At 59.6% G+C, this 22,756-nt stretch carries 23 protein-coding genes; 10 read left to right on the top strand and 13 right to left on the bottom strand.

Annotation, left to right across the window (positions count from 1 at the left end; translation table 11 throughout):
• Positions 1 to 18: 18 nt before the first annotated feature.
• The 5 genes from AC2FD8_RS15840 to phhA all read right to left on the bottom strand — a co-directional run bounded on the left by AC2FD8_RS15840 (position 19) and on the right by phhA (position 5,746).
• Positions 19 to 2,304, bottom strand: coding sequence for a glycosyl hydrolase family 28-related protein (locus AC2FD8_RS15840; RefSeq protein WP_496857673.1), 2,286 nt, complete (start codon positions 2,302 to 2,304; stop codon positions 19 to 21).
• 135 nt (positions 2,305 to 2,439) lie between these two features.
• On the bottom strand, positions 2,440 to 2,841 hold the full coding sequence (locus AC2FD8_RS15835; RefSeq protein ID WP_496857671.1) for a DUF4864 domain-containing protein: 402 nt from the start codon (positions 2,839 to 2,841) through the stop codon (positions 2,440 to 2,442).
• 47 nt (positions 2,842 to 2,888) lie between these two features.
• Positions 2,889 to 4,463, bottom strand: a complete 1,575-nt coding sequence (locus AC2FD8_RS15830) for a lysine--tRNA ligase (RefSeq protein ID WP_496857669.1) — start codon at positions 4,461 to 4,463, stop codon at positions 2,889 to 2,891.
• A gap of 122 nt (positions 4,464 to 4,585) precedes the next feature.
• Positions 4,586 to 4,939, bottom strand: a complete 354-nt coding sequence (locus AC2FD8_RS15825) for a 4a-hydroxytetrahydrobiopterin dehydratase (RefSeq protein WP_496857667.1) — start codon at positions 4,937 to 4,939, stop codon at positions 4,586 to 4,588.
• 6 nt (positions 4,940 to 4,945) lie between these two features.
• Positions 4,946 to 5,746, bottom strand: a complete 801-nt coding sequence (gene phhA / locus AC2FD8_RS15820) for a phenylalanine 4-monooxygenase (RefSeq protein ID WP_496857665.1) — start codon at positions 5,744 to 5,746, stop codon at positions 4,946 to 4,948.
• A gap of 109 nt (positions 5,747 to 5,855) precedes the next feature.
• Between phhA and AC2FD8_RS15815 the strand changes: the two genes are divergently transcribed.
• Positions 5,856 to 6,323: an Lrp/AsnC family transcriptional regulator gene (locus AC2FD8_RS15815; protein ID WP_496857663.1), complete on the top strand. Its 468-nt coding sequence runs from the start codon at positions 5,856 to 5,858 to the stop codon at positions 6,321 to 6,323.
• A gap of 79 nt (positions 6,324 to 6,402) precedes the next feature.
• Positions 6,403 to 6,825 (top strand): tellurite resistance TerB family protein, encoded by a 423-nt coding sequence (locus AC2FD8_RS15810; protein WP_496857661.1) that lies wholly within the window; start codon positions 6,403 to 6,405, stop codon positions 6,823 to 6,825.
• Between the two features lie 2 nt (positions 6,826 to 6,827).
• Here the strand turns inward: AC2FD8_RS15810 and dacB are convergent, their stop codons facing one another.
• The 3 genes from dacB to AC2FD8_RS15795 form a co-directional block, all read right to left on the bottom strand.
• Positions 6,828 to 8,306: a D-alanyl-D-alanine carboxypeptidase/D-alanyl-D-alanine endopeptidase gene (dacB, locus tag AC2FD8_RS15805; protein WP_496857659.1), complete on the bottom strand. Its 1,479-nt coding sequence runs from the start codon at positions 8,304 to 8,306 to the stop codon at positions 6,828 to 6,830.
• Between the two features lie 66 nt (positions 8,307 to 8,372).
• The gene (locus AC2FD8_RS15800; RefSeq protein ID WP_496857657.1) at positions 8,373 to 8,993 is read right to left on the bottom strand and encodes a nicotinate-nucleotide adenylyltransferase; all 621 of its coding nucleotides are present in this window, start codon (positions 8,991 to 8,993) and stop codon (positions 8,373 to 8,375) included.
• Positions 8,994 to 9,025: 32 nt separating this feature from the next.
• The gene (locus tag AC2FD8_RS15795) at positions 9,026 to 9,496 is read right to left on the bottom strand and encodes an MOSC domain-containing protein (protein WP_496857655.1); all 471 of its coding nucleotides are present in this window, start codon (positions 9,494 to 9,496) and stop codon (positions 9,026 to 9,028) included.
• A gap of 136 nt (positions 9,497 to 9,632) precedes the next feature.
• Here AC2FD8_RS15795 and ettA point away from each other — a divergent pair, with 136 nt between their 5' ends.
• From ettA to AC2FD8_RS15775, 4 genes are all read left to right on the top strand, one after another.
• Positions 9,633 to 11,300, top strand: coding sequence for an energy-dependent translational throttle protein EttA (gene ettA, locus AC2FD8_RS15790; RefSeq protein WP_496857653.1), 1,668 nt, complete (start codon positions 9,633 to 9,635; stop codon positions 11,298 to 11,300).
• A gap of 89 nt (positions 11,301 to 11,389) precedes the next feature.
• Positions 11,390 to 12,349: a hypothetical protein gene (locus AC2FD8_RS15785; RefSeq protein WP_496857651.1), complete on the top strand. Its 960-nt coding sequence runs from the start codon at positions 11,390 to 11,392 to the stop codon at positions 12,347 to 12,349.
• A gap of 205 nt (positions 12,350 to 12,554) precedes the next feature.
• A complete protein-coding gene (locus AC2FD8_RS15780; RefSeq protein WP_170378838.1) occupies positions 12,555 to 12,761 on the top strand; it encodes a cold-shock protein in 207 nt (68 codons plus the stop codon).
• Positions 12,762 to 12,912: 151 nt separating this feature from the next.
• Positions 12,913 to 13,467 carry a L,D-transpeptidase gene (locus AC2FD8_RS15775; RefSeq protein WP_496857649.1) on the top strand — a complete coding sequence of 185 codons (555 nt, stop codon included), beginning with the start codon at positions 12,913 to 12,915 and terminating at the stop codon, positions 13,465 to 13,467.
• 6 nt (positions 13,468 to 13,473) lie between these two features.
• Here the strand turns inward: AC2FD8_RS15775 and AC2FD8_RS15770 are convergent, their stop codons facing one another.
• Positions 13,474 to 14,139, bottom strand: a complete 666-nt coding sequence (locus AC2FD8_RS15770) for an arylesterase (protein WP_496857647.1) — start codon at positions 14,137 to 14,139, stop codon at positions 13,474 to 13,476.
• 26 nt (positions 14,140 to 14,165) lie between these two features.
• Between AC2FD8_RS15770 and AC2FD8_RS15765 the strand changes: the two genes are divergently transcribed.
• Both AC2FD8_RS15765 and AC2FD8_RS15760 read left to right on the top strand, forming a co-directional pair.
• Entirely contained in the window at positions 14,166 to 14,861 is a 696-nt protein-coding gene (locus tag AC2FD8_RS15765; RefSeq protein WP_496857645.1) for an ABC transporter ATP-binding protein, read from the top strand.
• On the top strand, positions 14,858 to 17,386 hold the full coding sequence (locus tag AC2FD8_RS15760; RefSeq protein ID WP_496857643.1) for an ABC transporter permease: 2,529 nt from the start codon (positions 14,858 to 14,860) through the stop codon (positions 17,384 to 17,386). Before AC2FD8_RS15765 ends, AC2FD8_RS15760 begins: the two co-directional genes overlap by 4 nt.
• Before the next feature lie 4 nt (positions 17,387 to 17,390).
• Here AC2FD8_RS15760 and AC2FD8_RS15755 read toward each other — a convergent pair whose 3' ends face one another.
• Positions 17,391 to 17,837, bottom strand: coding sequence for an RrF2 family transcriptional regulator (locus AC2FD8_RS15755; RefSeq protein WP_496857641.1), 447 nt, complete (start codon positions 17,835 to 17,837; stop codon positions 17,391 to 17,393).
• Positions 17,838 to 17,931: 94 nt separating this feature from the next.
• On the opposite strand from AC2FD8_RS15755, the gene AC2FD8_RS15750 reads away from it, so the two are divergent.
• Entirely contained in the window at positions 17,932 to 18,543 is a 612-nt protein-coding gene (locus AC2FD8_RS15750) for a gamma-glutamylcyclotransferase family protein (RefSeq protein WP_496857639.1), read from the top strand.
• Between the two features lie 10 nt (positions 18,544 to 18,553).
• Here the strand turns inward: AC2FD8_RS15750 and gltX are convergent, their stop codons facing one another.
• Positions 18,554 to 19,879: a glutamate--tRNA ligase gene (gene gltX / locus AC2FD8_RS15745; RefSeq protein ID WP_496857637.1), complete on the bottom strand. Its 1,326-nt coding sequence runs from the start codon at positions 19,877 to 19,879 to the stop codon at positions 18,554 to 18,556.
• A 158-nt stretch (positions 19,880 to 20,037) separates the two neighbouring features.
• On the opposite strand from gltX, the gene AC2FD8_RS15740 reads away from it, so the two are divergent.
• Positions 20,038 to 20,970, top strand: coding sequence for an MBL fold metallo-hydrolase (locus AC2FD8_RS15740; RefSeq protein WP_496857635.1), 933 nt, complete (start codon positions 20,038 to 20,040; stop codon positions 20,968 to 20,970).
• Between the two features lie 4 nt (positions 20,971 to 20,974).
• On the opposite strand, the gene AC2FD8_RS15735 is transcribed toward AC2FD8_RS15740, so the two are convergent.
• A complete protein-coding gene (locus AC2FD8_RS15735) occupies positions 20,975 to 22,306 on the bottom strand; it encodes an NAD(P)/FAD-dependent oxidoreductase (protein ID WP_496857752.1) in 1,332 nt (443 codons plus the stop codon).
• A 160-nt stretch (positions 22,307 to 22,466) separates the two neighbouring features.
• Positions 22,467 to 22,688 (bottom strand): hypothetical protein, encoded by a 222-nt coding sequence (locus tag AC2FD8_RS15730; protein WP_496857633.1) that lies wholly within the window; start codon positions 22,686 to 22,688, stop codon positions 22,467 to 22,469.
• Positions 22,689 to 22,756: the final 68 nt, after the last annotated feature.

Raw genomic sequence — 22,756 nt, 5'->3', positions numbered from 1 at the left:
GGCGGCTTGCTGGTGTCGCTATTCTTCCAGACGCATATGCACCGAGACATCGCCGCTCAGGCTTTCGGCCCAGCGCAGTTGGACGGCATCGCCATTGCTGCCCTGTTCGACATCGGCATAGGGAAAAGAATGGCGCACCGACCCAAGCGCCGTTCTAAGCGGCCCCAGAACCGCCACCGCATCGCAGCTGCGGGCCTTGGCCCCGAACGGCAACCGACCGTCCGAGTCGATGGTCCAGACCTGCGAGGCCGAGCTCTGGCTGTGTCGCACCCGCAGCGGGTTTTCCACCTTGGCATCAATGCCGTGATAGGTGTTGTTGCTGAACGTGACGTTGATGTGCTGATCCGCATCCAGATCCGCAAAGGACGTATCCACCCGGTCGGCGCGTTCAAGATCTGTCCCACTCGAGCGGAACTTGTTGCCCGTGACCGCCAGCCCGTTCAGAAAATGCCCCGGACCGTGCGGACGGATCACGATATAGCTGAACCAGGGCGGCGCCTCGCTGGAGTAGAAGATATTGTCGGTGATGCTCATGGCGCTGAAGGAATAGCCCGAGACATAGGCCGGCGAAGTGTCACGCTCGTTCGTCCACTGTACAAAACAATTGTCCACGTAGTTCTCGGCGATGGTCGAGCTGTTATAGGTGCCGATCATGATCAGCCCAGCGGTCCGCACGCCTTGCGGGATACTGTCGCCCTGGAAGAAGTGGTTGCCGAGGATCATGTTGTTGTCCCCGCCGATAACCGCAAAATGCTTGAAACGCACCGCCCGGTTGTGGCGGATCTTCACGTCGTTCGAGGTGGTGTTCAGCGCGATCGTCTTGCGATCGGGCACAATGAACGACTCTTCTGACGACAGGAACTGGCAATTGTCGATCAGCATCCCTTTGCAGCCAGACCCAATCGAGGTGATGCCGCGATCCAGCGGGCGGCTGATGAAACAATCCGACAAGGAAAACGTGCTGCCCGCTGGTGCCAGACGGATGGCGCTGCAGCGGCCGTTACACTGAAACTCGATCTGTTCCATCCCGAACTTGCGCAGCACTCCGAAATTACCAAAATCCAGCAGGTATTTGAAGGACACGAAGGTGAAGGTCTGGGTTCCTGCCGCGTCATACATCGGTGCGTTCAGCGTCAGCTCTCCGGCGCTTTCATCTTTGCCGCGCACGTAGATCTCGCGCCCCACGCCGCTGCCCTGAACCAGCGCACCGATGGGGATGTTGGCCACATTGGCCACATTGGTCAGACGGGTCGAATCCGCCGGATCATAAGTCGCGACCGAAGTGAAGGTCTCGGTGTCCCAGGCCGAACTGCTTTTGACATCAAACTGGCCGTTTCGGATCACGCGGCGGGTCGAAAACCCCGGCTTGTTAGGAACGGCGGCAAACATGTCGATTGGGGCGGTCACTGCAATCTTGCGTCCGCCCATGTCCAGCGATTCATGGTCCGAGTTGTTCAACAACGCCTGAAATGCCTTTTTGAAGGCCAGCTCTTCATCCCCGAACGCGGCAATATAGGCGGGCAGGTCGTAGTTCTTCAGCAGCAGAAGCATCTTGTCGTCGGGCATAGTGACCGTGCCTTCAAACTCGACCTCGGATGACAGGCTGGTGTTCTCGGCCAGGTGATAGGTGCCTTGGGGCACAAAAATACGCCGCCCCCCAGCGGCTTCGTCTGCCGCCTCGAACGCGGCCGAGTCGTCTGCGATGCCGTCGCCCACCGCGCCATAGTCGCGCACATCCACACGGCTGATGATCTCACGCAGGAACACGCCGGTTACATCGGTGATTTCCAGATCATCGACGCGGATAACGGCCCCGTTTGCCCCTTCGATATCAATACCGAAGTGACCATAAAGCGCGCCGACACCCCAGGCCATATCCACGCCCGGGCGCTGACCTGTACCCACTATCGCGGTGATTTCGGTCACTGCGCCATAGCTTGTCAGCTGGGTGGCCGGGCCCTGCTCAACCACGCCTGTCAGGTGGGTGTCACCTGCCGCACCGGCCCAGGCAGCGATCCGCACCTCGGGCAGAGGGCCACTGATTGCCTTGACCCGCGCCTTGATCTGCAAATAGCACCCCGGCAGGATCGGGGTCTGGCCCATGTATCGCAGCTGTTGCGGACTGTTGATCTTCAGGATCTCAAGACAACCGCCGAAATCCGCATCCGAAGGCACATATGCCCCGGTGCCCGAGCCATCATAGGTCGGTGAGCCCGGCGTACCATCGCCCGCTGACCACACGCCCAGACCGTTTTCGAAAGCAGGCGGCATGAACACGATGCCGTCGGTGATTGCCTTGTTCATAGAAATCCCTTTCCTCGTCGCGCGGCCCAACGGCTGCACGTTCAAACGCCGTGTTCAGGTCCATCCCGAACGCGACAGTCTGAGTATCCAAAAGGGATTAACCGCCACTCATTCGACCGTGACGGTGGTGTTGCATCAGGCTGCTGGGTCAGCGCGACCCAATAGCTGTACGCCGTTGATCTTCCAGACATTCTCCTGCTGGATCATCTGATAGTCGAGAATGTGAACCGCGCCATCGCCGTCGGTGATCATGACCTTCTGCCACAACGCACCTGCGACCTCGCGCAGTTCCAGAAACCGCACATCAGAGGGACGCCAGACCATGGGATAGCCATTGCGTACCATCGCTCCGAAATTGTCCGGATTTCCAAAGAGACGCTGAATATTGGGGCTGGCAAAGGTAAAGGCCGTGGCGAAATCATCCGCCTCGAAGGCCTGAATCTGGGCCGAGATATTGGCCTCGATCTCGGCACTCTGGGCAAACGCACCAGAAGCCAAACCGGCACTCAGGGACAGGGCAAGCAGTAAACGACGCATGGGGTACCTCCTGACGGAACGGTAGCCCCATGCGGGATCAGGTCAAATCAGACCAGCTCTCCGGCCAAGGCTTTGTCGATCAGTGCAATCGTTTCCGGCACGCCGTAAAGCGCAATGAAGCCACCAAAGCGCGGGCCTTGCGAGGCACCCAACAGCACCTCATAGAGTGCGGTGAACCAGCCCCGCATCGGGTCAAACCGCTCGCGTCCGATGGAATAGACCACCGATTGCAGCGCCTCATCCTCAGCCGGGCCATCATAGGCTTCGAGCGCGGCTTTCAGCGCTTCCAGCGCCTCACGCTCCTGATCCGTCGGGGCGCGGTGCTTGCGCGTCGGTTTGACGAAATCGTTGAAATAGCGGACGGCAAAACCAGCCGCCTGATCCAGATCGGGGTGGCTTTCTGCTGTCGCCTCAGGCGCGTAGCGGCGAATGAACCCCCACAGCGCCTCTTTGTCCTCGGCCCCGGAAACCGACGCGAGGTTCAGCAACATGGCAAATGGTACGATCAGGGTCGATTCCGGGACATCACCGCCATGGATATGCCAGACCGGATTGTTCAGCTGCGCCTTCAACTCCTGCCCCGGATAGGCCCGCAACTGCTGATGATATTCATCATAGGCTTTGGGAATGACGTCGAAATGCATCCGCTTGGCCGTCTTGGGCTTTTGATACATGAAATACGACAGGCTTTCCGTCGGTGCATAGGTCAGCCATTCGTCAATCGACACGCCATTGCCGGACGATTTCGAGATCTTCTGGCCGTTTTCATCTAGAAACAGCTCATACGAGAAATGCTCGGGCGCACGACCGCCCAAAGCACGGCAGATCGCGTCATAGATCTTTTCGTTGGTCGCGTGTTCCTTGCCGTACATCTCGAAATCGACACCCAGCGCAGCCCAGCGCGCGCCAAAGTCCGGCTTCCACTGTAGCTTCACATTACCGCCAGTGACGGGAACGGTCCATTCCTTGCCGTCTTCATCGTCGAATGTCACGGTATAGGTCTCGGCGCAGACCTTCTTCATCGGCACATACAGAACCCGCCCGGTTTCAGGGTGGATCGGCAGGAAGATCGAATAAGTCTGCTGACGCTCCTCCCGCAGACTTTTCAGCATGATGGCCATGATGGCCTCATAGTTGTCAACGGCGCGCTTCAGCACCTCGTCAAACTGACCCGAGCGGTAGAAGTCACGCGCCGAATAGAACTCATACTCGAACCCAAAGGTATCGAGGAACCGGCGTAGCATGGCGTTGTTGTATTCGCCAAAGCTGGGGTATTCGCCGAACGGATCCGGCACCGAGGTCAGCGGGCATTGCAGATAGTCCTGCAATTGATCCGGGTTCGGTACGTTGCCGGGCACTTTGCGCATGCCGTCCAGATCGTCCGAGAAACAGATCAGCTTGGTAGGGATATCCGACAGCGCCTCGAACGCGCGCTTGATCATCGTTGTCCGCGCAACCTCGCCAAAGGTGCCGATATGCGGCAGGCCCGAGGGGCCATAGCCGGTCTCGAACAGCACGAACCCCTTCTCCGGAACGTTCTTCTGATAGCGTTTGAGCAACCGGCGCGCCTCTTCGAAAGGCCAGGCCTTGGACGACATTGCGGTTTCACGCAGTTCAGACATCAGATTTGCTCCATCGGGAAAAACAGCGCCGGCCACCCTTTGCAACCGACCGGCCCCTCCTATTGTGCCGGTGCAGCATGAGTCAACAAATGCGCGGGGTTTTTCCAAGGGCCAAGGCAGATTTAAGCGGTCAACTGATCCAGTTTCGCCGCCCAGATAAAGTCATTCTCGCTGAGCCCACTGATTTCATGGGTTGTCAGCCTGACATCTACATAGCCCCAGCCGAACGAGATATCGGGGTGATGGCCTTGTTGATCCGCCAGCCATGCACACAGATTGGCCAGATATGTCGCCTTGGCAAAACCCTTGAACGCAAAGTGGCGGCTTAGCTCGGTCGATCCGGCGTTCAGCGTCCAATCCGGCGACAGCTCACCCATATGAGCGTTCGCTTCGTTTGCCGTCAGGGCCGGAATGCCGCCGGAACAAGGTACGCAACTACGGTCTGATAGATTGCAGGTTTGTCCTGTTGTGGTCATTTTCGATCACTCCGCTGCTGTTGCTTTGGGCGGGAATTTGTTGGGCAGCAAGCCAAGCGACTGCGCCTGCCTCACATCTGCCAGCAAATCCCTGTCGGCCGCAGCAAACAGCGCCTCAGGGTCTTGCAGCACAAAATAGCCCATCTGATGCATGTCGATCCGGTATGGGGTGCGCATGATCGTCAGCACGTCAAATGGATCCCGGTCCGGAATGTCGCTTTCGACCGCGTAGACAAGCTCTGTCGGCGAAGACGCCAGCCCCGAGCCCAGCGCCTTGATCTCACCGTCCTGCCACCGCAGCCCGAACTCGACCGAGAACCAATAAAGCCGGATCAGCCAAGCATACTCCTTTGGACCCGCCTGCACACCGGCCTTGCCGATCGCCTGACTGAACGCCGCAAATCTGGGATCGCTGAGCAAGGGCGTATGCCCGAATATCTCATGGAAGATGTCCGGCTCTTCGATATAGTCGAAATCCTCGCGTGAGCGGATGAAGGACGCCGCTGGAAACACTTTATCGGCCAGCATCGCGAAGAAGGTCTCGAACCCGATCAGTGCAGGTACGGGCTGCACCCGCCATCCGGTCAGGTCCAATAAACGCTCTGAAATATCTTTGCATGAAGGCACCCGGGTTTTCGGCAGTTCCAACCGTTTCAGACCGTCGAGATAGTCACGCGCCATGTATTTCTGCACGTTGTCCTGCTGCGCCGCATAAAGATCGGCCCAAACGGCATCTTCTTCAGCGGTGTAGGCAATATGGCCCTGCGGATCGGCGGTTTTTGCGCGGTATTTTGTTGATTTCGGCATCTGCTCCTCCCATTCAGAGAGATTTTATTCGCAACTCATGGTGAATTCAGTTTGTGCTGAGGATAGAATAGCCCAAAGTTGAATGATTCATTTTGGATTTGGGGAAAAATTGACACAAACATTTCAACCCGCCGACCTGGCCATCCTGCAACAGCTGCAAACCGATGGCCGCCTGTCGATGCAAGAACTTGCAGACCGCACGGGTCTATCGACCTCGCAATGCTGGCGTCGGGTACGGGATCTTGAGGCCTCGGGCGTTGTATCCGGCTACACCGCGCAGGTCCGCGCCAAGTCTGTCGGGCTGAACGCAATTGCCTATATCCACGTCGCATTGCAGAGCCATCAGGAAGACAGCATCAACGCCTTCCTGCGGCTGGTAGAGACGGAACCACAGATCGTGGAATGCGCGTCGATTACCGGAGATCATGACTTTCTTCTCAAGGTCTACGCAAAATCGCCCGAAGATCTTGAGCTATTCATCATGCAGCGCCTTTTAAAGTCAGGTCTGGTGCGTGACACCCGCAGCAATTTCGTGTTGCGCCAGACCAAAACGCGGGGGCCATTGCCAATTCTCTGACGCGCGCCAGCAAAAGCCGTTGAACCTGTCCGCCAGCCCTCCTATCGTGCGACGGCAGCAATTGACTCAGGACGACGCAATGACCGATCAAATTCCACACCCGATGTCTCCGCAAGATTGCCTTGTGGCGATCATGGTCGCGATCTCGGCGTCGGATGAGACGATCCGCACCGCCGAACTGGTCAAGATCGAAGGCGCAGTGAATATGCTGCCGGTTTTTGCGGGCTATGATATCGACCGCACCCGTCGCGTTTCGCAAATCGTGTTCGACCTGTTCGAGCAGGAAGATGGACTGGATGCCCTCTTCGGCCTGATCCGTGACAACTTGCCCGAGCGCCTGAACGAAACGGCCTATGCGCTGGCCTGCGACGTTGCCGCCGCAGACGGCGCGCTGGCCGAGACCGAGCTGCGTTTGCTGGAAGAAATCCGCTATGAGCTGAGCATCGACCGCCTGCACGCAGCCGCAATCGAACGTGGTGCCCGCGCGCGCCATGCGGTTTAGGTTCAACTCCCGTAGAGCGACCCCCAGCGTTCAATCAACGCCCGTTGCAGCTTGCGCGACCGACGGTTCCAACTGCGCGCGCCCTCAGGGCGTTCGCGTTGTTCGCGCGGGATCGTGGCGCGGTGGTCCACATCTGCTGTAAAGATCGCAAAGGCCAATTCGGACCCGTCGGCCGTGGTCAGAAACCCGCCCAACCCCGAGACGAAGTTCAGCGTCCCGGTTTTTGCATTCACCTTGATGGGGTGATCCTTGACCGCCCGTCCCTGACTATCGGTCAGCGTGAACGGCTTGAGCAGGGGCCGCAGCGCCCCGGTTTTGCGGGCCGCAACAAGCGCCTTCACCAGATCACCCGGAGGCATGCGGGACGCATCCCCCAAGCCCGAATGGTCCACCATGGCGATTTGGGTGGCGCCATAGGTCTCAGCCGCCCAGCGGTTCATCTCTGCCGCCGAATCCACCAGATCATGCGGCCTGACCCCGCGCGCTTTGGTCGCCGCCATACCAACCATTTCTGCCGTCAGATTGGTCGAGTATTTCAGCATCCCACGCAGGATGCTTTCTAACCGGTCACTCTGATGCACAACCAACGTAGTGCCTTTCGGGGTTTCCTGCGTGACTTGCACCCGACCCAGAACAACCCCGTTTGAGCGGGCAAGAGTGCGAAACACATCGCCCGCATAAAGCGCAGGTTTTCGAACGGGTAGCCAACGTGCGCCGCCATTGCCCAGCGCGCCTTTGGCCACGGTCCAACGGTCCTGACGCGCGCTGGGTTGATAGGTGTAGATCGGCAGGCTGCGCGGTTCCACCCGCATCACAGCCATATCGACATCCGGACGGTACTTGGCGCTGCGCGCGTCCATCGTGACGTTGTATTCCGTCCCGGCCCGCTTCCATTCGAAATGAACGCGGTTGAAGTTCAACGAAATCCCACTCATCGCCGGGCTATAGCCCAGATGATCCGGCTGGCCCGGGTCGATGCTGAACACATAGGGCAAGGCTCCGTCATAGACCTTGAACGCCCCGCGCACCTCGGTCACCCCAGCCTCGCGCAGATTGGCCGCCATGCTTGCCAACGCATCCGTATCCAGCAGAGGATCCCCGCCACCGACAAGGATCAGATCGCCTTTTAGTATGCCATCCTCAATTGGCCCATCCGCCAGAAGCCTGGTCTCAAAGCGATGATCTGGCCCCAGAACGTCCAACGCATAAAGCGCCGTCAGCGCCTTGCCGACACTGGCCGGAGGCAACCCGGCCTCACCCCCCAGCGCTTCAAGTTGGGTTCCTGTCTCAACATCCGCCACAGCAAAGATCACATCGCCGCGCAACCCGGCTGCGCGCACGAACCGCTCGGCCCCCGTCAGCTGCGGCCCACGCGCCTGAGGCCGCAAGGACACCAAGGGGGCCTGCGCCAAGGCAGCCGCCGGGATCGCGGATGCGCTGAACCCTGCAAGAAACAAACGGCGTGAAATACGATCAACCATGGGTCAATTAAAATCCCAGAGATGAAATTTGGACAACCATTGCATGAGAATATGCAGGCAATGTAGCTATTGGGGCAACACTCCGTTTGCCCAGATGCCGCGATTGCGAAGATCAGTTGAACTGAGATTGACCATCGGCACGTTCACGAAACACCACGCCGGGGCCTGCGCACGCCCCAAGATATGCCGCGCCTGCCCGTCTATCCTGTAGGGCGCATAAACCCGCGCTGCTGGCGACATCCGCGCGGAAATCCGATCCCCCGGGCGCGCCACAACGCCCACGGGGACGCCATCCATAATCCGCCGCCAATCCTTCCACCGATGAAACTGCGCCAGATTGTCGGCCCCCATGATCCAGACGAACCGAACCTGAGGATAAAGCCGCCGGAGAGCCACCAGAGTATCCGCCGTCGCCCGCGTCCCCGTCAGCGCCTCGATATCCGTCACCTCCACGCGCGGGTGCTGCATCATCGCACGCGCGGCTTCCAGCCGACTCGGCAAAGGCGCAGGTCCACGCTGTTTCAGAGGGTTGCCCGGAGACACCAGCCACCATACCCGATCCAGGCCGAACGCTTTGATCGCTTCAAGTGTGACATGCACATGTCCCTGATGCGGAGGGTCAAACGACCCCCCGAACAGCCCTATCACTTGTCCGGGCCGTGCATATGGCAACTGGCTGCGCAACATACCTTGCTGATGTTCAGAACTGAAGCGGGTTGTCAATCAACCGGCTGCACCACGTCGCCCAACCTGACCCGCCCGGATCGCACCACCTCGGCGCACCAGCCGCCATGTCCGCGCACGGCAGAATAGCCGCCTTTGCCCAGCGCCTCCTCCATCCGACTGCACGGCGCGCAGATGACGGTTAAGCGCAGAATGGCCTCTCCCACCTGCACCTCACGCCCTTTGAGCGCCGCCAGATTGATCCCCGACACCACCAGATTGCGCCGCAGAATCTCCGGTGCAACCGGCCCGCGCCCCAGATAGGACCCAATCGCCCCCAGATGCTCCTGCTGGATCAACGTCACCGCCCGCTTGCCAGCACGGCCACGATCTCCCTCCAAACCATCGTTAGATATCAATGCATCGTTCAAGATGACGATCTCGACCCGTCGGGCTGGTCGTGCACCGATCCAATCCACGCGACCGGGCTTGGACCATCCTGCAATCAATTCTGCAAGTTTCGACATCTCTCGCCTCTCGTTCCGTCGCCATCCTAGCCCAACCTGGCTCCGAGGAAAAATCACGAAACCACCAGCTTGCCCCGCCCGCCCCGCTTGGATATCAAGCGTTTCAACCCAATTTCCCCGACCCAGAGGACGCGACATGGCCGCCTATCAATATGTCTACCACATGCAGGGTGTTTCAAAGACCTATCCCGGTGGCAAGAAATGCTTTGAAAACATCCACCTGAGCTTTCTGCCCGGTGTGAAAATCGGTGTCGTCGGCGTTAACGGTGCCGGTAAATCGACGCTGATGAAGATCATGGCGGGTCTCGACACCGACTTCACCGGTGAGGCATGGGCCGCCGAGGGCGCCAAGGTCGGCTATCTGCCGCAGGAACCGCAGCTGGATGAATCGCTGTCCGTCCGTGAAAACGTCATGCTGGGCGTGGCCGCGAAGAAGGCCAAGGTCGACCGGTTCAACGAGATTGCCATCGAGATGGCGGAAAACTACTCCGATGAATTGATGGAAGAGATGACCGCCCTGCAGGATTCGATCGATTCCGAAAACCTGTGGGATCTCGACAGCCAGATCGACGTCAGCATGGAGGCGCTGCGCTGCCCGCCGGACGACGCCAACATCGCCAACCTCTCGGGGGGTGAGAAACGCCGCGTGGCGCTCTGCAAGCTGCTGCTGGAAGCGCCCGACATGCTGCTGCTGGACGAACCGACCAACCACCTGGACGCCGAAACCATCGCCTGGCTGCAACAGCACCTGATCGACTACAAGGGCACCATCCTGATCGTCACCCACGACCGGTATTTCCTGGATGACATCACCGGCTGGATCCTCGAACTCGACCGCGGCCGTGGCATTCCTTACGAGGGCAACTATTCCGCATGGCTGGAACAAAAGGCCAAACGGCTGGAACAGGAAGCACGCGAGGACAAGTCCAAGCAGAAGACCCTGCAGCGCGAATTGGAATGGATGCGTCAGGGCCAGAAGGCCCGTCAGGCCAAATCCAAGGCCCGGATCAACGCCTATAACGAGCTGGCAGACCAGTCCGAACGCGAAAAGCTGACCCGCGCCCAGATCGTCATCCCCAACGGCCAGCGCCTTGGCGGCAAGGTGATCGAGGTCGAGGGCCTGTCGAAACATATGGGCGACAAGCAACTGATCGAAGGGCTGGACTTTGCCCTGCCCCCCGGCGGCATTGTCGGCGTCATCGGCCCCAACGGCGCCGGTAAATCGACCCTGTTCAAGATGCTCACTGGTCAGGAACAGCCCGACAGCGGCACCATCTCGCTGGGCGACACGGTCGAGCTGTCCTATGTCGACCAGTCCCGCGATGACCTGAAAGACAACGACACCGTGTGGGAGGCGATCACCGGCGGCGCCGAGATCATCCAGCTAGGCGACGCACAGGTCAATTCCCGCGCCTATTGCTCGTCCTTCAACTTCAAGGGCGGCGACCAGCAGAAGAAGGTCTCACTGCTGTCAGGCGGTGAGCGCAACCGCGTCCACATGGCCCGCCTGCTGAAAGAGGGCGGCAACGTCCTGCTGCTCGACGAACCCACCAACGACCTCGACGTCGAAACCCTGCGCGCACTGGAAGACGCGCTGGTCGATTTCGCCGGTTGTGCCGTCGTGATCTCACACGACCGCTTCTTCCTCGACCGGATTTGTACGCATATTCTGGCGTTCGAGGGCGACGCGCATGTCGAGTGGTTCGAGGGCAACTTCGAGGATTACGAAGAGGACAAAAAGCGCCGTCTGGGACCGGACGCGCTGGAGCCCAAGCGGTTGAAGCACAAGAAGTTTGCGCGGTAACCATGGGCCGCATTCGGCGCGCTCCATATGTACTCTTGGCTCCGTCATCGCCGTTCAAGGGCGGCAACGACCCTTCGGGAATCCTGAGCTTGAGCGGAACCTATCCGTTAAGCCGCTCAAGCAACGCTATTGTGACCGTGGAACGCGCTAGTAATGCTGAGATTATAAGCGCCAACTTCCTTAGTGGGAGATTTGATACAAAGAATACGATCAAGTTCTCGTTCAGGCTCAATCGAGATAGCTTGAAAGACTACGAAAAACACGCGCGAGGCCTCTATCTAGAAAGCGTCGGAAATGCCGATTGGGGGTGGGGCCCGGGCTCACACTATCGGCAACAGCGCCCCGATGGTTCGATGAGGGCACTTTTGGTTTCTTCTAGCATTCATCGCGACTTAGATGCTTTTGCGAGTCTAGCGGCACTCGCGAACACTATTGCCTGGGGGCCACAATTTAACGCCGCTTCGCTTTCGAACTCGACAACAGATGACGCATCAGTCGAATCACGTTTTTCCACGGAAATGGATTCTGTTCGCGATCTCGCCAACCATTCGCACTTGAGAGAACTTTGCATTGGCTCTGTGTTCGAAAAACTAAGCCAGATGTTTCTTGGAACGCAAAAGAAACAGTTTTGTCAGTTGAGTCGAGGCATCGGCTATATCGTTAATGGTTTGCACGCAAAAAAAACTCCAGAGCAACAAGTTGTTTGGTTCGTTTCAGCAATTGAAGCACTCTTAGGAAAACGCAACGAGAGGCTATCCCAAGAGCAGCAAATTTCGCGATTTAGAGCCATCATGCATCCCGACAACGTTGATCCGCTTATCGGAAAATTCCGATCACTTTATTCTTTTCGAAACAAACTATACCATGGTTCGATGAACGTGATGGTCAGACTTGGCAGCCACACCATCCTAGATGAAGATGACGGAACCGAGCCAAGGTTTGCATTCGACACGGCGAGCGATGCTCGTTGCATAGCGTTAAAGATAGCTCAAAGGTATTTCGAACTTGGAGTCCGTGAAATTTCCTTTTCGACTGTAATTGATCGATAGGCAGAACTGTCCAAGCTAGTGTGGGTGCTGCCGTAGAAGTCCACAGTCCCCCCTTGCCACAAGCCCACCCCAATGCCATATCAGAGATGCTACCGTTATTCTATTTCGACCCACTGTCTCCTTCTACGGCGCTCAGTCTATCGATCCGGACAACGACGCCAGGCTGCCGCATCCACGTGGGCAGCACTAAACAGGAGACACGGATATGCCCGCAGGCACCGTAAAATGGTTCAACACCACCAAAGGCTACGGCTTTATCGCGCCCGAAGATGGCGGCAAAGACATCTTCGTACACATCTCGGCTGTCGAGCGTTCGGGCCTCACCGGTCTGGCCGACAACCAGAAAGTCACCTACGAGCTGCGCTCGGGTCGTGACGGTCGCGAAAGCGCGGACAATATCGAGCTGGCATAAGCCACTCAGACGGGCGGGGGTAAACCTCGCCCTTTTTTATGGGCATCAGGCCACAGATCACGATTTCGTAATGTTTGCCCCACAATTGACCAAATAAGATATCATTCTGCAATTCGAATGATGATTTTATAGGTCAATTCAAGAGGCCCCAATGTTTACACGTCGTGTTTTTCTGGCCGGTACAGCTCTAAGCCTTCTCCCGGGCATTGCCGGTGCCAAGAAGGCCGCCGAGTATGATCCGACACCACAATTCGTCCGGATCAAAAAGCAGTTTCAGCCAGGGCAACTGCTGGTCGTACCGCGTTCCTTCTACCTGTATTTCGTGACCGAACCGCGCAAGGCGATCCGCTATGGCTGTGGCGTCGGCAAAGCCGGGTTGGAGTTCACCGGCACCGCAACCATCGACGTCAAGAAGGAATGGCCCACCTGGCGTCCCACCAATGAGATGATCGAGCGGGACCCGGTGGCCTATGCCCGTTTCAAGGACAACGACTATGTCCAGCCCGGCGGTGGCGACAATCCACTGGGCGCGCGGGCGCTTTATCTGTTTCAGAACGGGGTCGACACCTATTTCCGTATCCACGGCACAACGCAGCCACAGACAATCGGACGGGCCGCGTCGAACGGATGTATCCGGATGATGAACGAACATGTGGTGGATCTATACAACCGCGTGCCGATCGGAACGGTTGTCACAGTGGTCTAACGGCCCCTAGCCCTGTTCACCCGACGTCTTGATCAGCTCCAGCACAGACGGGCCAAGCGCCTCAACAATCAGCGCGACGCCTTGGGCATTCGGGTGAATGCCGTCCGACTGCATGTATTGACCGACGGCGCTCGGATCACCTCCCGAGGCGAGACCGTCAAAGAAACTCTCGGCGTAAAGGACATCAAACTGTTCAGCCAGATCCGGGTAGATCGTGTCGAACGCCTGTTTGTAGTCTGGTCCATAGTTGCCGGGGGCCTGCATGCCGATCAGCAAGACTTCGACATCGCGTGCTTTGGCCTCGGTCAGGATCGCGGTCAGGTTGGCGCGCGACAGGTCGGGGTCGAGGCCGCGCAGCAAGTCGTTGCCACCCAGCACCACGATCATTGCGTCCACATCCGGCGTCAAAGTCCACGCGACCCGCGCCGCGCCGCCTGCCGTTGTGTCCCCCGAGACACCCGCGTTGATCAACCGAACCTCGGCCCCGTTCGCCTGCAGCCAACCTTCCAGCTGTGAGACAAACCCATCCTGTTCGACCAGCCCATAGCCTTGGGTCAGCGAATCCCCCAGCGCAGCAATCACGACGGGCTCGGCTGTTGCCGTATAGCCCCAACTGACAAACAGCCCTGAAACCAGAACCTTGCGCAGAGCTGCAAACGCTCCATATCCCATTTGACTACCCTCCAATGGAAAGACCGATGACTCCAGCTGTTCTTACGCTCCAAAATGCCTCTTTGTCGCTGGATGGCAATGCCGGGCGAGTCGATATCCTGCGTGAAATCTCTCTGTCCGTGATGAAGGGTGAGAGTTTGGGTCTGATCGGGCCATCCGGTTCGGGCAAGTCTTCGCTGCTGATGCTGATGGGCGGGTTGGAGCAGGCGACGGGCGGTCGCGTCTCGGCTTTGGGTCAGGATCTGACGACAATGGATGAGGATACGCTGGCTCGCTTTCGGCGCGACACGATGGGTATCGTGTTCCAGAATTTCCATCTGATCCCAACCATGACGGCATTGGAAAACGTTGCCACCCCGCTAGAGCTGGCCGGCCACAAGGACGCATTCACTCGCGCCGAAGCAGAACTCGACTCCGTCGGCCTGTCTCATCGGCGCGACCATTATCCGGCGCAATTGTCCGGGGGTGAACAGCAGCGTGTTGCCCTGGCCCGCGCCTCGGCCCCGCGCCCTCAGATCCTTCTGGCGGATGAGCCTACGGGCAATCTGGATGAAACCAACGGTGCTGCTATTGTCGATCTGCTGTTCGGTCTGCGGGACAAGCACGGCGCGACCTTGGTGTTGGTCACACATAGCCCATCGCTGGCGGCGCGATGCGACCGCGTTGTACGCTTGCGCGATGGCCACATCTCGGATGAGACCAAGCAAGAGGCAGCGGAATGAGCCTGCGACTGGCCGGACGGCTGGGACGTCGTGAACTGCGCGGAGGCCTGCGCGGCTTTCGTATCTTCCTCGCCTGCCTCGGCCTTGGGGTTGCGGCCATCGCTGCGGTCGGCTCGGTCCGCTCGGCCATCCAGACCGGCTTGACGGAGGAAGGGGCCGCCTTGCTGGGCGGAGACGCGCAGCTTGAGTTCACCTATCGCTTTGCCAGCGACGAAGAACGGCGCTGGATGGACGCGACCGGGCAACAAGTCTCCGAGGTTGTCGATTTCCGGTCGATGGCTGTCGCCGCGCAAGACACCGGACCTGAGCGCGCCCTGACGCAAGTCAAAGCGGTGGATGGCGCTTACCCAATGGTGGGGGCTGTCACTTTGGTCCCGGAGATGCCTCTGGACAATGCTTTTGCGGGCGCAGACGGCCTGCCCGGTGCCGTCATGGCCCCCGCATTGATCGACCGGATGGGGCTGACGGTCGGAGATCGTTTTGCCTTGGGCACGCAGGAGTTTGTCCTGATGGCGGCCCTGCGTCATGAGCCGGACGGTGCGGCGGACGGGTTCGCCCTTGGGCCAAGAACACTGGTCCGAACCGAGGACTTGCAGGCCTCCGGCCTGTTGGCCCCGGGCACCCTGTTTTCGACCAAATACCGCCTCGATCTGCCCACAGGCACTGATCTTGCGGACCTCTCCCAGCAGGCCAACGAGGCATTCGACGGCACCGGCATGCGCTGGACCGATGCCCGCAACGGGGCACCGGGCATCACGGAATTCGTCAACCGCCTCAGCGCGTTTCTGGTGCTGGTTGGCCTGTCGGGGCTGGCAGTCGGAGGTATAGGCGTATCTGCAGCCGTCCGCGCGTACCTGTCGCAGAAGACCGAAACCATCGCCACCTTGCGCACCTTGGGGGCCGACCGCGCGACGATCTTCCAGACATATATGATCCAGATCGGGCTGTTGTCGGGCATCGGAATAGCCATCGGCGTCACATTGGGCGGGGTCCTGCCGCTGGCCCTGGCCCCAATGATCGAAAACCTGCTGCCGATCCCCGCGGTTTTCGCCCTCTACCCGCAGGCGCTGGCCGAGGCTGCGATCTACGGGATTCTGACCGCTTTCCTGTTTACCCTCTGGCCACTGGCCCGCACCGAGGAGGTGCGGGCCGCCACCCTGTTCCGCGATGCGCTGACGACGGCCCGCGCCCTCCCCCGACCCATCTACGTTATGGCCGCCGGTTTCGGGCTGGTCCTGTTGATTGCAATCGCCGCATGGTTCAGCGGCTCGGCCCGATTGACGCTCTGGACCAGCGCCGGCTTGGTTGGCGCGCTCATCCTGCTGTCCCTGTCGGCCATCGCCATCGGCCGCCTTGCCCGCGCGGGTAAACCCGCCGCGCGTGGTCGTCCTGCCCTGCGATGGGCGCTCTCGGCTATTTCCGACCCGCGGGAGGGCGCGGCATCGGTTGTCTTGTCCCTCGGTCTCGGCCTGTCTGTTCTGGCCGCTGTTGGGCAGATTGACGGAACCCTGCGCAATGCGATCTCTGGCAACCTACCGGATGTCGCCCCATCCTATTTCTTTGTCGACATCCAAAAAAACCAGATGCCGGGCTTCACCGAGCGTCTTGAGACCGACCCATCCGTAAGCCGTATCGAAAGCGCGCCGATGCTGCGCGGCATCATCACCCGGATCAACGGACGCCCCGCGCGCGACGTTGCCGGCGACCATTGGGTGCTGGAGGGCGACCGAGGCATCACCTACTCGACCCGTCCGCCCGAAAACGCCCGCGTCACAGCAGGCGATTGGTGGGCTGAAGACTACTCTGGAGAACCGCAGATCAGCTTCGCCGCGGAAGAGGCCGCAGAAATGGGTTTGACCCTAGGGGATGAACTGACAGTCAACATCTTGGGCCGAGATATCACGGCCCGCCTGACCTCATTGCGCGAGGTTGACTTTTCGACGGCAGGCATGGGCTTCATAATGTCGATGAACCCCTCGGCGCTGGCCGGGGCACCACACAGTTTCATCGCCACTGTCTATGCTGAGGAACAGGCCGAAACCGCGATCCTGCGCGATCTGGCCGACCAATACCCCAACATCACCGCGATCCGGGTGCGAGACGCGATTGACCGGGTGTCGGGCCTGCTGGCCGGGTTGGCAGCTGCCACCTCCTACGGGGCAGGTGTCTCGTTGTTGACAGGGTTTCTGGTCCTGATCGGCGCAGCCGCCGCCGGAGAGCCCGCGCGACGCTACGAGGCTGCCGTGCTGAAAACACTGGGGGCGAACCGGCGGCGCATCCTGCTCAGCTTTGCTCTGCGTGCTGTCTTGCTGGGGGCGGCTGCCGGGGGCGTGGCCCTTCTGGTCGGTATTCTGGGCGGCTGGGCCGTTGCCACCTACATCTTCGACACCGGATATACGGTTATCTGGCCTTCGGCGGTTGGCATCGTTTTGGCCGGAATGGTCGTGACATTGGGCGCAGGACTTGCCTTCGCCCTGCGTCCACTTTCAGTACGACCGGCCCGCATCCTGCGCGCCAGCGACTGACCCCTTAGCGAACGCAGGCGACGGGCTGCAGGATTTTCAACAAAGGATCGTTGTCGCACACAAGCGCATCCAGCGTGATATCGTCCAGCGAGGCGTAAAACACCTCAGCCGCGTCCTTCAGCGCCAGCTTCAATCGACACGCATCGGTCAGAGGGCAGGTGTTGTCGGCATCCGCAAAACACTGGGCAATCGGCACTGCGCCTTCCACATCCCGAAACACAGCCCCTACCCGGATCTCATCGGCCGAGCGTGCCAGCGACATGCCCCCGTTGCGACCCCGTTGGGTGCTGAGGTAGTTCAGCTGGCTCAACTGGTTGATCACCTGTGCCAGATGGTTTTCGGAAATGTTGCAGACCCCGGCGATCTCGGCCTTGGTCACCAGCCTATCGGGATGCGCCGCGCAATACATCAACAGGCGCACGGCAATACTCGTCCGTTTGGTAATCCGCATAAGGGCCTCCCTAAATCAATGATGTGAATTTATTGCATGTCCGACAAAAAAGCGGTTTGACATACATCAATCGACCAAAAGGACGCCCCAGCAGATGGCAGACCCATATTTCTTTGGCTATGGCAGCCTCGTGAACCTGGCCACGCATGACTTTCCCGATCCCCGGCCTGCGAAGCTCAAAGGTTGGCGGCGGGCATGGAAGCATACTGATTTGCGCTCGGTCGCGTTTCTGACGGCGGTCCCTGATCCCGATTCCGAGATCGAAGGCATGATCGCCCACGTACCCAAAAACGATTGGGCAGCACTGGATGAGCGTGAATGGGCCTATGACCGCATCCCCGCCACGCAGTCGGTCGCACATCCGCTTACGCAGGATGTTGAAATCGCTGTTTACGCGGTGCCAAAGGACCGTCACAATGCGCCGACAGATCATCATCCGCTGCTGCTCAGCTACATCGACGTCGTTGTGCAAGGATATCTGCGTATTTTTGGACCGGACGGGGCCGACCGGTTCTTCGCAACAACGGATGGCTGGGACGCGCCCGTCTTGAATGACAGGGCCGAGCCAAGATACCCGCGCCACCAGCAGCTCAGACCCGACGAGACAGACTTTGTTGACGATCGTTTGCGCCGGGCGTCGGTGCGGGTCATCCAACCGAACCAACAAAAAGAGGCAGACGAATTGCCTGCCTCGTTCAAGTTCTAAGGTCCGGCAATCAGCCTCGCGCGCGGATCACTTGCAACAGCGGCAAGAGTGCAGCCATCTCAGGCCCACGCTCCATCCCGGTCAGCGCCTTGCGCAGCGGCATGAACAGGCCCTTGCCCTTGCGGCCTGTGGCCTCTTTGACGGCCTTGGTCCAACTGCCCCAGGTTTCGCCATCAAACGGACCTTCCGGCAGTAGCGCAATCGCCTCGGTGATGAAGTCACGATCCTCATCCGCGATCAGAGGCTCGGCTCCGTCCCGGCAAAGATCCCACCAGCCCTTGAGATCGGTCAGAGTGGTGATGTTCTCGCGCGCCATGGCCCAGAACGGCTCGGCCAGATCGGCAGGAACGCCCGCCTCGGCAACCGCGTCTGCAACATCCGCCAGCGGCAGCGACTGCAGATGCTTCGCCGTCAGTGGGAACAGGTCCTGCACATCGAACTTCGTTGGTGCCGACCCAAAACGGTTGATATCAAACCCGTCGATCAACTCGGCCATTTCGGAACGCAATTCAACCGGATCAGACGAGCCCAGACGCGCCATCAAGCTCAGCAACGCCATCGGCTGCACGCCCTGCTCTCGCAGATCACGCAGGGCCAACGTACCAAGACGTTTCGACAGCGCCTCACCCTGAGGACCCGTCAGCAGCGAATGGTGCGCAAAGCGCGGGCTGGTGCCGCCCAGCGCTTCGATGATCTGGATTTGAGTTGCGGTGTTGGTCACGTGGTCGGACCCGCGCACCACATCGGTCACGCCCATCTCGGTATCATCCACAACAGACGCAATCGTATAAAGAACCTGACCGTCGCCGCGGATCAGGACCGGATCGGAAACCGAGGCCGCATCAATCGAGATGTCGCCCAGAATACCATCATTCCACTCGATCCGCTGGTGATCCAGCTTGAACCGCCAGACACCATTGCCCCGCTCGGCGCGCAGCGCGTCTTTCTCGGCATCGCTCAGGTTCAGCGCGGCACGGTCATAGACCGGCGGCTTGCCCATGTTGAGTTGCTTCTTGCGCTTGAGGTCCAGCTCGGTCGGCGTCTCGAACGCTTCATAGAACCGGCCCATCTCACGCAGTTTGTCCGCGGCTTCGGCGTAGCGGTCCAGACGTTCAGACTGACGCTCGACCCGATCCCAGTGCAGACCCAGCCACTCAAGATCCTGTTTGATCGCGTCGACATATTCCTCTTTCGAGCGTTCGGGGTCGGTATCGTCGATACGCAGAACGAAGGTGCCGCCTGTCTTTTGGGCGATCAGGTAGTTCATCAGGGCGGTGCGCAGGTTGCCCACATGGATGTAACCGGTGGGCGACGGGGCGAAACGGGTGGTTGTCATGGGTGTCTCCTGTTGGCGCGGCTCTTGTCACAGGATGGACGTATTGTCCAGTCAAGGCGGAATTCCGCGCCCTTTCACACTGCTCACAGCAACGTGGAGTGGCAAGCGCATCCTATTGTTCTACCATTTGCGCGCTGGCACCAATTTGGAGAATGACAATGACCATCAAACTGACACGCCGGGCCGCACTCGGAACTGCTGCAGCCCTGCCATTTGCCGCTGCCGTAACCCCGGTTCTGGCTGCAAGTTCTGATACCAAAGCCAACTCGATCATTGCCCGGTCTTTTTCGCTGGGCGATTTCACTGTCACGACCCTATTGGACGGCAGCGCGCCACGTGATGACGTCCGACAGCTATTTGGCGCAGGCGTTCCAGAGGAAGAGTTCAACAAAGTCTCGTCCGAAAACTTCATCTCGCCCGACAAAGCGCAGTTGGCCTTCACACCGACGCTGGTCAATACCGGGTCAGAAATGGTGCTTTTTGACACCGGGCTGGGACAGGGCGGCATTCAGGCGGCGCTTGCGGATGCAGGTGTGGCACCCGATCAGATCGACGTGGTCGTGATCACGCATATGCACCCCGACCATATCGGCGGGATGACCACCAATGACGCGCCGACCTTCCCGAATGCGCGCTATGTCACTGCAGCGGCTGAATATGATTTCTGGGCCGCGCAAGAGGCCGGAAACCGCGTTGGCGATCTTGTCGCCTCCAAGGTTACACCCTTGGCCGAGAAGATGAGCTTTGTTGACGACGGTGCCGAGGTTGCGTCCGGTATCACCGCGATGGCGGCGTTCGGCCACACGCCGGGTCACACTGTCTATCATCTGGAAAGCAACGGTAAACGACTGGTTCTGACCGCCGATCTGGCCAATCACTATGTCTGGTCGTTTGCACGCCCGGAATGGGGCTTCAGTTTCGATCTGGACAAAGAGGCCGCAAGCGCCTCGCGCCGAAATGTGCTGGGCATGCTGGCCGCCGACAAAGTACCGATGATCGGCTATCACATGCCCTTCCCCGCCGCCGGTTTTGTAGAAACGCGCGGAGACGGCTTCCGCTTTGTGCCCGTCAGCTACCAGTTGGCAGGCTAAGCGCTCAATACCCAGGGTCCGGCCGGACCGTTGAGCCATCGGTGAAACGAGACAGGCGAAACGCGGCCGGATCCACACAGGGCGTTCTGTGCATAACCAGATCGGCCATCAACAGGCCTGCACCGGGGCCGATGCCGAAACCGTGGCCGGAAAACCCGGTGGCAATGAACAAGCCGGGCAGTTCATCGACCGTCGACATCACCGGGATTGCATCCGGTGTCACGTCAATCATACCGGCCCAGCTTTGGACGATCTCGGCCTGTTCCAGCGCCGGATAAGTCTTGCGCGCATTCGCCCATGCTCTGCGTATGACTTTTTGCGACGGCTCGGGGTCCAGCACACGGCAATGTTCGAACGGAGTCACATCGGTGGGCAGCCACCGCCGGTCCTCTCGCGCTTCGGTCGCCCAGCGGCCCGACAGGCGAAAACGCAGCGACCTCCACTCCTGCGCGAAAGCTGGCAGGAACTTCAGCGCCAGCCGGAAGCTATCGGGTACGATATCCACCGTGTTTTCATGGCCCGAGGCGATGGTATAACCGCCATCGGCCCGCTTTCGGATTGCAAACCCATCCGACCAGAACGCGGCCTTGGGCCCCTCGGCCACTGGCGACACGCGCATGACCGTGTTCAGCACCTTCAGTTGCGGCAGGTCGATTCCGGCATTTCCCGCAAACAGGCGCGACCAAGCCCCACCGGCCAGAACGACCTGATCACACGCCACACGGCCCCGCTCAGTGAACACGCCAGCAATGCGGCCCTCTTGCATATCGACGCTACGCACGGCGCAATTTGTCATGACAATCGCCCCGCGATCACGCGCGGCCTCGGCGATGGCGGGGGCGGCCCATTGCGGCTCGGCCCGGCCGTCTTGCGGCATATAGAGACCGCTTGAAATATCCGACTGCGCTCCGGGTATCAGATCGGCCAGTTCGGCCCCGGCAACGATCCGCGCCCCTGTGTCCAACCCGTCGACATGGCACAACCAGCGTTCAAGATTTCGCGCATCCCGCTGACCCGAGGATCCGAACACGATCCCCGACTGCGTATAGCCGGTCTGGCGTCCGATTCGGCTATCCATCCCGCGCCAAAGGCGTATCGCCTCCTGCATCAGAGGGATCTCCCTCGGGTCGCGCATCCCCAGCCGCACCCATCCCCAATTGCGAGAGCTTTGTTCGCCCGCGATCTGGCCCTTTTCACATAACAGGACCGAAACGCCCCGCTCGGCCAGCTCCAACGCTGTCGACACCCCGATGATACCGCCGCCGATCACGACGACATCGATTTGTTTCGGCAGTGAGAGATCGGAGTCAAAGACAGTAGGCTTGGGGCCGGGCATCAAAAGCTCATGGTCAATCGCATGGACCGCCATGGAGACCCACCGCCGCGCCACTGGCAACCGGTTTTTCAGGATCACAAAAGGATTGTGCAGACCTGTGGCGCGCACGCCAAAGGTGCCGCGAAAAACGCCGCACCTTTTAGGATTTTAGCCTGACGATTTACGCCGCGCCCGACAGTTCAGCCCATTTCTGACGCAGATTGACCGAAAAGCCGTTGGCTTCGGACCTTGACGCAGACCTGACCTCTTCCTGAGGGACAAGATCGGGGAATTCAGGCCGCTTTATCGGCGCGACATTCTGCTGGCCTGCATCTTCCTTCAACAGGTCCGCAATGGCCGCATCCAGCTTCTCCTCATCCAATTCCTGAGGAGGAGACTCCATCGTATTCAGCGCCAACGGCGCATGAAGCGATCTATCATATTGCTCATTCATCGTAACACCACACTGTT

Source organism: Ruegeria sp. YTSC192 (assembly GCF_059609705.1).
Note: the sequence above shows the minus strand (reverse complement) of the source record. Positions and strands in the feature narration are given on the sequence as shown.